General features: G+C 63.5%; 12 protein-coding genes and 1 tRNA gene. 8 read left to right on the top strand and 5 right to left on the bottom strand.

What is annotated here, in order from left to right; translation table 11 throughout:
- The first annotated feature begins 176 nt into the window (after positions 1-176).
- Positions 177-1,046: an OmpA family protein gene (locus tag OXU43_07570; GenBank protein ID MDD9825013.1), complete on the top strand. Its 870-nt coding sequence runs from the start codon at positions 177-179 to the stop codon at positions 1,044-1,046.
- Between the two features lie 106 nt (positions 1,047-1,152).
- On the opposite strand, the gene OXU43_07565 is transcribed toward OXU43_07570, so the two are convergent.
- Genes OXU43_07565 through OXU43_07555 form a run of 3 tightly spaced genes read right to left on the bottom strand, consistent with a single transcriptional unit; the run spans position 1,153 to position 2,299 of the window.
- Positions 1,153-1,434 carry a BolA family transcriptional regulator gene (locus OXU43_07565; GenBank protein MDD9825012.1) on the bottom strand — a complete coding sequence of 94 codons (282 nt, stop codon included), beginning with the start codon at positions 1,432-1,434 and terminating at the stop codon, positions 1,153-1,155.
- Positions 1,424-1,732 carry a YciI family protein gene (locus tag OXU43_07560; protein ID MDD9825011.1) on the bottom strand — a complete coding sequence of 103 codons (309 nt, stop codon included), beginning with the start codon at positions 1,730-1,732 and terminating at the stop codon, positions 1,424-1,426. Before OXU43_07560 ends, OXU43_07565 begins: the two co-directional genes overlap by 11 nt.
- 3 nt (positions 1,733-1,735) lie before the next feature.
- A complete protein-coding gene (locus OXU43_07555) occupies positions 1,736-2,299 on the bottom strand; it encodes a septation protein A (protein MDD9825010.1) in 564 nt (187 codons plus the stop codon).
- Positions 2,300-2,514: 215 nt separating this feature from the next.
- Between OXU43_07555 and OXU43_07550 the strand changes: the two genes are divergently transcribed.
- The 6 genes from OXU43_07550 to secG all read left to right on the top strand — a co-directional run bounded on the left by OXU43_07550 (position 2,515) and on the right by secG (position 7,571).
- The gene (locus OXU43_07550) at positions 2,515-3,726 is read left to right on the top strand and encodes a tryptophan--tRNA ligase (GenBank protein MDD9825009.1); all 1,212 of its coding nucleotides are present in this window, start codon (positions 2,515-2,517) and stop codon (positions 3,724-3,726) included.
- A 23-nt stretch (positions 3,727-3,749) separates the two neighbouring features.
- Positions 3,750-4,586, top strand: a complete 837-nt coding sequence (locus OXU43_07545) for a segregation/condensation protein A (GenBank protein MDD9825008.1) — start codon at positions 3,750-3,752, stop codon at positions 4,584-4,586.
- Entirely contained in the window at positions 4,552-5,307 is a 756-nt protein-coding gene (gene scpB, locus OXU43_07540) for an SMC-Scp complex subunit ScpB (protein ID MDD9825007.1), read from the top strand. The genes OXU43_07545 and scpB overlap by 35 nt, the downstream gene beginning before the upstream one ends.
- 61 nt (positions 5,308-5,368) lie before the next feature.
- A complete protein-coding gene (locus tag OXU43_07535; protein MDD9825006.1) occupies positions 5,369-6,130 on the top strand; it encodes an endonuclease in 762 nt (253 codons plus the stop codon).
- 116 nt (positions 6,131-6,246) lie between these two features.
- Complete coding sequence (gene tpiA, locus OXU43_07530; GenBank protein ID MDD9825005.1) at positions 6,247-7,029, top strand: triose-phosphate isomerase; 783 nt, start codon at positions 6,247-6,249, stop codon at positions 7,027-7,029.
- Entirely contained in the window at positions 7,026-7,571 is a 546-nt protein-coding gene (gene secG, locus OXU43_07525) for a preprotein translocase subunit SecG (protein MDD9825004.1), read from the top strand. The genes tpiA and secG overlap by 4 nt, the downstream gene beginning before the upstream one ends.
- Here the strand turns inward: secG and OXU43_07520 are convergent.
- The gene (locus OXU43_07520; GenBank protein ID MDD9825003.1) at positions 7,568-7,750 is read right to left on the bottom strand and encodes a hypothetical protein; all 183 of its coding nucleotides are present in this window, start codon (positions 7,748-7,750) and stop codon (positions 7,568-7,570) included. The genes secG and OXU43_07520 overlap by 4 nt on opposite strands.
- A gap of 169 nt (positions 7,751-7,919) precedes the next feature.
- Between OXU43_07520 and OXU43_07515 the strand changes: the two genes are divergently transcribed.
- Positions 7,920-9,896, top strand: a complete 1,977-nt coding sequence (locus OXU43_07515; protein MDD9825002.1) for a cation:proton antiporter — start codon at positions 7,920-7,922, stop codon at positions 9,894-9,896.
- 87 nt (positions 9,897-9,983) lie between these two features.
- On the opposite strand, the gene OXU43_07510 is transcribed toward OXU43_07515, so the two are convergent.
- Positions 9,984-10,060: transfer RNA gene (locus OXU43_07510), tRNA-Arg, on the bottom strand.
- Positions 10,061-10,594 lie beyond the last annotated feature (534 nt).

The raw sequence follows: 10,594 nt of genomic DNA, 5'->3' as shown, positions 1-10,594 counted from the left end.
CCATATAATCCCTTTCTGGCCTTAATCAAGCCCCATCCAAGCCCCGGTCGGCACCCCTTCCGCACGGGGAAAATCCCTCCACTTGCTTCCATCGCGGATTTTTTGGGAACCTCGCAATTCCTTGACTTCTGCAGATATAGGATTATCTTAGCATCAGGTAGATGAGGGAACTCGCTATGTTTTCAAACTTTTTAAGGGGAATTATTCGCGCCCGCGCGCTGTTCGTCTGCACTAGCCTGTTATTCCTGTACGGATGCGCGGGCAATACGCGCCTGCAGAACAGTTATTTGATCTGTACGCTGGTGGGAACGGCCATAGGCACCGCCGCCGGGGTCGCGGTCGATAGCGACGACGAGGCCGACATTGCCGTCGGCGCTGCGACCGGAGGGATCCTGAGCGCAGTTTTGTGCGGGGCCACGGAAGAGGTAGCGCAGGCCCCCGTCCCGGCCAGGGAAGTGGCGCCGCAACCCGTGCAACCCGCACAGCCCGCACAACCCGTTGTCGCGGGAGACGAGGATGGCGACGGCGTCTCCGACACGATCGATATCTGCCCGAATACCGCCCCCGGTACGCAGGTGGATCAATTGGGATGTCCTCTGCTCTCCGACAGCGATGGCGACGGCATCGTGGACGAAAACGACCGCTGTCCGAACACCCCCGAAAATTCCGTCGTGGATCTCGAGGGTTGCCCCCTGAAAGGAGAAGCCCTGGTCTCCCTGGAGAACGTCCACTTCGAGTTTGACCAGGCGGCGCTGACGCCGGCAGCGATAAGGGTCCTCGACGAGACCGCCGCCGTGCTCCGCGACATGCCGGACATCCAACTGCGGATCGAGGGACATACGGACAACGTCGGCACCGACGAATACAACCAAAGCCTGAGCGAGCGGCGCGCGAGAGCAGCCTACAACCACTTGGTGCAACGAGGCATCTCCAAGAACCGCCTGCAGCTCCGGGGTCTCGGAGAGGCGCAACCGATTGCCAGCAATCAAACGGAGCGCGGACAGGCGCAGAACCGCCGGGTGGAGTTCGTCGTCACCAACCGTTAGCGTTAGTCGTTAGTCCGGCGCGCCCGTTCGTCAGTCAGCCAGTCCGGCCCGTTCGTCTCCCCCGGCAATACCGGGCCGGGGGAGACGGAACAGGCGCCTCGCCGCCTCATACGGCGGCGGTTTTCTCTTCTTCGGGGCTATGCGCTTGGATGCCGAGGGCGTGGATCGTATCGGGGAGCAGGTCGCCAATCGCCTTATAAACCAAGCGGTGGCGTTCGAGCGGCGATTTTCCGACAAAACTTTCCGCAACGATGACGACTCTGATATGGGCGCCGGGCGCGCCATGCCCGATATGCATATGGGATTCGTCAATGACCTGCAAACGGCAAGGATGCAGCGATTGCAGGCGCGTACGCACCGCGTCCTTCACCCGCTCCTCAACGGGCATTCGAGAACACCGGCCTGAAGGGCTTGACCACGACGCGCAGATACACCCCGGCGCTCATATACGGATCCGCTTCGGCCCAGGCACGGGCGGCCTCCAGGGAAGCGAATTCGGCGACGATCAAACTGCCGCTGAAGCCCTCCGGTCCGGGGTCTTCTCCGTCAATCCGCGGACAGGGGCCGGCAAGCAACAGCCGTCCCTGGTCCTGCAGTTCCTCCAACCGCGCCAAGTGCCTGGGGCGCGCCTGTTGCCGCCGGGCCAGGCTATCCTCTACATCCTCGCACAGGATGGCGTACCACAAAGCTTAATCCGCCCCCTTTCCCGGAGTCTCAAGAAACCGGCTGATGTAGAGTGCCTGGACCAACACGAACATAAGGGTCAGACCCATCATACCGAAAACCTTGAAGTTGACCCAGATATCGTCGCTGAAATGGTGGGCCACGTAAAGATTGATCGTGCCGAGCAGGAGGAAAAATCCCGCCCAGCTCAAATTCAGCCGCTCCCATACCGGCACCGGGAGTTGCAGGGAAGAAGACGCGAGCAGCGCCTGTATCAGGTTGCGCCGCCCCAGGAACCGGCCCCCCAGCAGCACCGCGGCAAACAGCCAATTGACCACGGTAGGCTTCCACTTGAACAGGTCTTTGTCCTGCAACAGGAGCGTGGCGCCGCCCAGCAACAACACGATCGCAAACACCGCCGCCTGCCTGCCGTCATAGCGCCCGTAGAGCAGGCGCCCGGCAAGGACGATCAACGCCGACGCCGCCATCGTCGCCGCGGTCGCCAGGTACAGCGCATGTTCCCGGTCCTCGGGCAGGTAATAGGCCAGGAAAAAAATCAGGACGGGGAAAAAATCGAGCCAGGCTTTCATCAGCTTCTCCGCAAAAACCCCCAAAAACCCCCAAAAAACCCCCCAAAAAACCCATGGGCCGGAGACATAATAGCCGAAACCGCGGCGCCGACTCCAGCGGGGCACGACCGGCGCCCCGCCCGCCTGCCCGCACAGCGGCCATGCCATGATATGCTAGCGCGCATGCTAGGAAGTCGCTCGGCCTTGCCGCGCCCCTTTTCCGGGGGAACGGACCGTTGACTGCGGCCAGCAACCGGCGGGTGGTCTCCGGCATGCGACCAACGGGGAAGCTGCATCTGGGGCATTACTACGGGGTATTGAAAAACTGGCTTGCACTGCAGTTCGAATACGAATGCCTTTTCTTTGCCGCTGACTGGCATGCCCTGACCACCGAGTACGAGCGCCCGGAATGCATCGCCGAAAACGTGAACGATATGGTGATTGACTGGCTGGCGGCCGGGATCGACCCGGGAAATACCCGGCTGTTCGTCCAGTCGCATGTGCCGGAGCATGCCGAGTTGCACCTGCTGCTGTCCATGCTTACGCCTCTCGGTTGGCTGGAGCGCATTCCCTCCTACAAGGAGCAGCAGGAAAAGCTGCCGGGCCGCGACCTCTCCACCTACGGCTTCCTTGGCTATCCTCTTTTGCAAGCCGCGGATATTATTGTGTACAAGGCAGGCCGGGTGCCGGTGGGCGCCGACCAAGTGGCGCATGTAGAGATGGCCCGCGAAGTCGCGCGCCGTTTCAATCATCTCTACGGACGCGAACCGGACTTCGAGCAGAAGGCCGAAGCGGCCGCCGCCAGAATGGGGAAGAAAAAACACCAAATTTACAATGAACTGCGCCGGCAATACCAGGAACAGGGAGACGCCGATGCCCTGCAAAAGGCACACGCCCTGATCGAATCCCAGCAGAATCTTTCCCTGCGCAACCAGGAACGCCTGGAGGGATACCTGGAGGGGGGAGGCCGGATGTTCTTTCCGGAACCGCAAGCCCTGCTCACCAAGACGCCCTGCATACCGGGCCTGAACGGACAAAAGATGTCGAAATCCCACGACAATACCATCGGCTTGCGCGAAGCGCCGGACGATGTCGCGAAAAAACTGCGCATCATGCCCACCGACCCTGCCCGGATACGACGCTCCGACCCCGGCGATCCCGAAAAGTGCCCGGTATGGGAGTTGCACAAAATATTCTCCGACCGGGAAACCCACCAGTGGGTACAGGAAGGATGCCGCAACGCGTCGATCGGCTGCCTGGATTGCAAGCAGCGGCTGACCGACCGGGTTCAGGACGAGTTGGCGCCGATCCGGGAGCGGGGACAGGAATACGCGCAGGACCCGACGGCTATCCAGCGTATTCTGGAAGAAGGACGCGAACATGCCCGCACTATTGCGCGGGCCACATTGCGGGAAGTGCGGGAAGCGGCCGGTCTGGACCGCCATTGAACACTGCCGGGGCGAGACACGCGATGGAACAAACGACAACCAATCGAGCGGCGCCGCGGCCTCCGGAGGAAGGGCAGCCGCGGGTAAGCGGGAACCGGCCGCTGGCGGTGATCGCCGGCGAACCCTGCCGCGAGGTGCCGGGAAATCTGTATATCCCGCCGGACGCCTTGCGCGTCTTCCTGGAACAATTCGAGGGTCCGCTGGACCTGTTGCTGCACTTGATCCGCCGCCAGAACATAGACATTCTCGATATCCCGATCGCCAAGATCAGCGCCCAATACATGCGCTACATCGAATTGATGCGGGAGCTCAAACTGGAGCTCGCCGGAGAGTATCTGGTAATGGCCGCCCTGCTGGCCGAGATCAAGTCTCGAATGCTATTGCCGCAATCGGCGGTGGAGGAAGACGCCGAGGCCGATCCTCGCGCCGAGCTGGCGCGGAGGATCGCGGAATACGAACGCTACCGCCAGGCAGCCGAGGACTTGGACCGGCTGGAACGAATGGAACGAGACCTGTTCCCGGCCACAGCCGAGTTCCCGGACCGGCAGAGCATACACCCGCCGCCGGTCGTCGTCCTGGAAGACCTGGTACGCGCCCTCACAGAGGTGCTGGAGAGAAACCGGCTCCTCCGCCCCCATTACATCCAGCGCGAAACGCTCTCGGTGCGCGAGCGCATGAGCGAACTGCTGACTGCCCTGGCGCCGGATGCGTGCCGGGAATGGCGCTTGCTGCTACGGGCCGAAGAAGGGCGCGCGGGGGTAGTCGTCACGCTGCTGGCGCTGCTGGAATTGTTGCGCGAATCGTTGATCGAAGTGGTGCAGAACGATGCCTACGGACCCATCCACATCAAATCCGCCTGAAACCGCCGGCGAAACCTCCCGGGACGGCAACGAAATCAAGAACATCGTAGAGGCCGCCCTGCTGGCTACACAAGCCCCGCTCAGCGTGCGCCAGATCGGGAACCTGTTTGCCGCCGACCCGGCGCCGCCCGCACCGGAAGAGATACGCCAGGCTCTGGAAACCCTGCGCGACGAGTACGCCGACCGCGGAGTCGAACTTAAGGAAGTCGCCAGCGGCTACCGCTTCCGGATCCAATCCCGCTATGCCCACTGGGTCAACCGGATATGGGAAGAGCGCCCGCCCCGCTTCTCCCGCGCGCTGCTGGAAACCCTGGCGATCATCGCTTATCGCCAACCCATTACCCGTGCGGAGATCGAAGAAATTCGCGGCGTGCTCCTGAGCGTCAACCTGATTCGAACCTTACAGGAGCGGGAATGGATCCGCGGCGTGGGGCACCGGGAAACGCCGGGCCGGCCGGAGTTGCTTGCCACGACCCGCGCCTTTCTGGATTACTTCGGCCTGAAAAAACTGAGCGAGCTGCCGCCACTGCCCGAACTGCGAGGAGACGCCCCGGAAGAGGAGGGGAATGGGACCCAGACCGCGAATATCCAAATGGCGGCGGACACGGGAAACGACGCCGAAATAAAAGACGAGGAAACCGCGCCCGCGGGTGCTGGGCATAACCGCGATACGCCCGCCGAAGAAACACCGACAACCGGAAACTCTTCCGCCGGGCGCTGAGTCTTCCGGGACTGCGTTCGCCCACAAGAGCGCTTCGGGGAAAGAAGCCGTCTCTACGAGAATGAACAAGATCGGCGGCAACGGCGGCAACGGGCGCAAGAACCCCGCCCGGCGGCGCCCGCCGGGAGGCACCGGCTTAAACCGAAACCGCCTGCGCCAATTGTACCGCCGCCTGTACCGCGCCTACGGCTCGCAATCGTGGTGGCCCGCAGACAGTCCCTTCGAGGTCATGGTAGGCGCGGTATTGACCCAGGGCACCAGCTGGAAAAATGCGGAACGGGCGATCGCCAAGCTTCGGGAAACCGACTGCCTGCGCCCCCGCAAGCTTCTGTCCCTGCCGCACGACGAATTGGCCGCCAGGCTCCGTGCCTGCGGCTACTTCCGCGTTAAGGCGCACCGACTGCAAAACCTGTGCCGATGGTTGCTGGGGAAACGAGGGTGCCGGGCGCTGCAACGGATACCCACGGACGAGTTGCGCGCATCCCTGCTGTCGGTCAACGGCATCGGACCGGAAACGGCCGACGACATCCTGCTATACGCCTGCGGGCGCCCGGTATTCGTTGTAGATGCCTATACCCGCCGGTTGTTTTCCCGCCTGGGCTGGGCCCGGCAAAAGGAACGCTATGATATACTGCGCCTGCGCGTGGAGGAGTCGCTGCAAGCGGATGCGGCTTTCTATAACGAGTTCCATGCGCTGATCGTTCGCCACTCCAAAGAAAAGTGCAGCGGGCGAAAGGATTGCCGGCATTGCATAGCGGAAAGGGGCAAGGTGGGGAACGAGGCGGTGCGGCGGGGCGGCCGGCGCAAAACGGCGCGGACATGAGCCCCCTTTCGCAAGGCGGCCTTTTGCCAGGCGGCGATGCCGCGCGCGGGTAAGGCCCGAAGGCACGTCCAGGCGTACGCGGAACAGTGAACCGCCCTGCCACCGGAGCAAGCGATATGCAGTCCCGCCGTCCTCTGATCGTCGCCAACTGGAAGATGAACGGCACCCTGGCGACCGTGCGTCCGCTGGCCGATGCCGTGCGCGCGGGCTTGGCCGGCCTACAGCGCGCCAGGGTCGCGCCCGAAGTCGCGCTTTGCCCCCCGTTCGTCTATTTGGCGGAAGTTGCGGCACGGCTGGCGGACAGCGATATCGCCCTGGGCGCCCAGGATCTCTCGCCTCACGCGGCCGGCGCCCACACCGGCGAGGTTTCGGCGGCCATGCTCATGGATTATAATTGCCGCTTTGCGATCATAGGCCATTCCGAACGCCGAACGATGCAAGGCGAAAGCAACGCCCTGGTAGCCGAGAAGGCCGCGGTCGCGCTGGCTGCCGGGTTGCGCCCGATCATATGCATTGGCGAGCGCCGCGAAGAAAGGCGGAGCGGCGCTACGGAAGAGACGCTCGACGCGCAACTGGCCGCGGTTCTGAAGCGGTGTCCGCCTTCCTCTTTGCGCCGGGCGGTGATCGCCTACGAGCCGATATGGGCGATAGGCAGCGGACAAAGCGCGGCGGCGGGGGAAATTCGACAAACCCATGCCTTCGTCCGCGAAAGGCTGGCGGCACGGGAGGCGGCATTGGCGCAGGAAGTACCGATCCTGTACGGAGGCAGCGTCCGGCGGGAAAATGCCGCCGCGATTTTCTCCCTGGAGGAGGTGGCCGGAGCTTTGATTGGAGGCGCCTCCTTGCAGGCGGACGAGTTCATCGCCATTTGTAAGGCAACGACGAAGGAGACATCATGATCATATTACAAAGCCTGCTGGCGATCGTGCAGGGGATCGTTTCCGTCGCCCTGATCGCCATCATCCTGTTGCAGCACGGGCGCGGCGCCGACGCCGGCGCCTCCTTCGGCAGCGGCAGTTCGGCAACCGTTTTCGGCAGCCGGGGGGCGGGCAATTTCTTCACCCGCCTGACCGCCATCCTGGCGACCGTATTCCTGGCCAACAGTCTGGCCTTGTCCTACATTGCCAAACAGGGCTTCACGCAGGGAAGCCTCATTGACCAGCAAACCCCCGCTGAGATTACAGAGGCAGATGCAGACGAGGGGATCACCGCGTCCATACCCATCCTGCCGGAGGAGGCGCCGGCGGAAACCGCGGAAACCGAATCCCTGCCCTCTCTCGCAGGGCCGGACGCGACCGACGCAGGAAATGTCGGGGAGGATTCGGGGGAAGGATTGTCCGCCAATACGGAAGACATCGAAGCCCCCGACGAACCGGAGACCGCGCCGCCGGCGACGGAAGAACCTCAGGATTTGCCGGTACCGGACCGGCCGCCGTCTTAACCCGCGGCCAGGAAGATCAGCAGGGCCACGAACGCCGCTACCGCGCCGATCGCCAGCAACGCGCTGCGCCAATCGGGATTCTCCGCCTCCTGGCTCTCGCGCACCGCCTGCCTGATGCCGGGCCAGAACCACATTACGACCAGAACCGCAAGTCCTCCCACCAGGATTTGCTCCCACAATTTGGGCTCGTAGAAATCCAAAATACCCCCTGAAATACCCCCTGAGCGCACAGTATCGCATAGCGGGAGCTCGATAAAGGACGGCGCATAACCTCCCGTTACCCGAAGCGCCGCCCGCATATGCCATTATAATCCGAGTTCGTCGGAGACGGGGGAGGAGTTCCCGCCCTTGGAACAGCAAATCTTATCCCAGGTGCTGCTGCTGCTCGGCTTGTCGGTGGCGATGATCGCCGCACTGAGACGCATGCACCTGCCGCCCATGCTCGGCTACCTGGCGGTCGGCATCGCCGTCGGTCCGCACGCCCTGGGCTGGTTGCCCGAAGGGCCCGGGCTGGATCTGCTCGCCGAAATCGGGCTCGCATTCCTGTTGTTCATGCTCGGCCTGGAGTTTTCTCTCTCGCAACTCCTGGCGATGCGCGGGCCGATCCTGGGACTGGGAGGGGCCCAGGTAACCATCTCCACCATCTCCGGCGCGGCGATCGCCATGATGATGGGCATGACCCCATCCATGGCGTTGGTGCTGGGAGGCGCCATGGCCCTTTCCTCGACGGCAATCGGGGTTCGCGAACTCACCGAACGGATGGAATCCCACCAACAATACGGTCGGCTGGCGCTGGGCATCCTGCTGTTTCAAGACCTTGCCGCGATTCCCCTGCTCGCTGTCATCCCCACCCTGTCCCTCCTCGGCGAGGAGCCGACCGGACTGGCGCTTACCGGCGCGATCGCCAAGGGAGGAATGGCGGTGCTGGCGGTGTACGCCACCGGACACTGGCTGCTGCGGCCGCTGTTCCACTGGGTCGCGGCGGCACGGTCGAACGAATTGTTCACTCTGACCGCCCTGTTCGCGGCACTGGCGGCGGCGGGGATCGGGCATCTGTTTGGCCTGTCGCTCGCGCTGGGCGCCTTTCTTGCCGGAGTCATGCTGGGCGAATCGGCCTACCGCCACCAGATCGAGAGCGACATGCGGCCGTTCCGCGACGTATTGATGGGATTGTTCTTCATCCACGTTGGCATCCAGCTGGACGTCCGCGTCATCCCGCAGACCTGGCCCTGGCTGCTGTTGCTGGTGCCGGGGCTAATCTTCGGCAAGGGCCTGCTCATCGCCCTGCTGACCGCTATCGCCGGACACCGCCCGCAGGTCGCCCTGCGCACGGGCATCCTGCTCGGCCAGGGGGGAGAATTCGGCCTGGCCGTGCTGATCGTGGCCATTCAATCCGGCATCGTCACTCACGCCGACGGGCAGCCGATCCTGGCCGCCATTATTCTCAGCATGGCGATCTCGTCTTTTCTGATCCGCTACGACTCTGCGCTGATCGCCTGGCTGTTCCCCAAAGACCTGGAACCTCCGCCGCGGCAACAGGGACGAGAACCCGCCGACACCGAGGGACAGCCGCCCGCGAACCACGTGCTACTGTGCGGCTTCGGGCATGTGGGTCAGAACCTGGCAACCTTCCTGCGCGGCGCCGGTCAGCGCTATGCCGCGCTGGAGATCGATCCCATCATCGTGCAGCAATGCCGGGAAGCCGGAGAGAACGTCTTCTACGGCGACAGCAGTTCCCCCGAATTGCTGAAGGCGGCCGGGGTGGAACAGGCGGCGGCGCTGGCGATCAGTTTCGACGACCCGCCCGCGGCGGAGAAAATCGTGCGCTGGGCGCGCAGTATCCGACCCAATCTGCCAATCATCGTCCGCTTGCGCGACGACAGCCGCTTCCAGAGCCTGCAACGGGCCGGCGCCACCGACATCGTCCCGGAATACGTGGAGGCCGGGACCACGCTGGCAACCTCCGTGCTCGGCTACCTGCACGTGCCCACCGAGCGCCTGCTGGGACTGGTGGAACAGACTCGCCACGACAAGTACCGAAAACTGCGAGGAGTCTTTGGCGGCGAAGAAAGCGACGGCCTCGAGGAACACGACGCGCCACGATTGAAGACGGTGCTGCTCAATTCCAACAGCCACGCCGTCGGCAAGCGGCTCGGCGAACTGCCGATGCCGCAAGACATTCGCATAGAGGCCCTGCGGCGCGGCGCAGTGCGGGAAGAGCCGCCCAACCCGCGCACCGTGCTGCAAAGCGACGACGTGCTGGTGTTGCTAGGCCCGCTGGAATCTTTGAAAAAAGCGAAACGCAAACTGTTGTGGGGGGGATAAGGGGCTTGGCTGGCCGGGGACGCGCCACCCGCCGCCCCGCCACCGCAAAACCGCCCCTTTGCCTCCCTTCGCCCCGCCGAGCAATCCTGGCGCGCCCGGGAGGATTCGAACCCCCGACCTCTAGGTTCGTAGCCTAGCACTCTATCCAGCTGAGCTACGGGCGCAAAGTCGCGCCGATGGTAGCGGAAAACCTCTCCCGGGTAAATTGAGGGGAAAAGATTCCCACCCCGCTATTCCCGCGCATCACTCCCCCCTGGAGGGGGAGTCGGCAAGACGAGGGCGGAGCCCGAAGTCGCGCCGGTGGGGGGCATAGCGGCGCCTCCTTCCCCCCAGCGGACACGGAAATCGCAACCGCCGCTTCTCCCCCCACCGCAGCAGCCGGCGCCTGACGGCTTGGCTGCTGCGACTCCCCCTCCAGGGGGGAGTGATGGGAAAAATGAGGGAATAGCGGAATAAGGAAGCCGCTTTTCCTCCCTTCGATTGCGTAACGGTTTGATGGCCCCATACACATGACATCTGCCTTTTCGCGTATAATTTTTATCTGCGCCCAAAAGGCGTTAATCCCCCCGGGGTCTGTCTGGTGCAAATCGGATACACGCCGGGGTTTTTTTTAGCCGCAAAAGAACATGAACACCGAAGATAAAGCCGCCGGCACTACCCGCCCGCGACCACCCGGTGTCGCGGCCAGCGGCCGTCGC

Source organism: Gammaproteobacteria bacterium (assembly GCA_028817255.1).
GTDB lineage: Bacteria > Pseudomonadota > Gammaproteobacteria > Porifericomitales > Porifericomitaceae > Porifericomes > Porifericomes azotivorans.
This window is presented reverse-complemented; position numbering and strand designations above follow the sequence as displayed.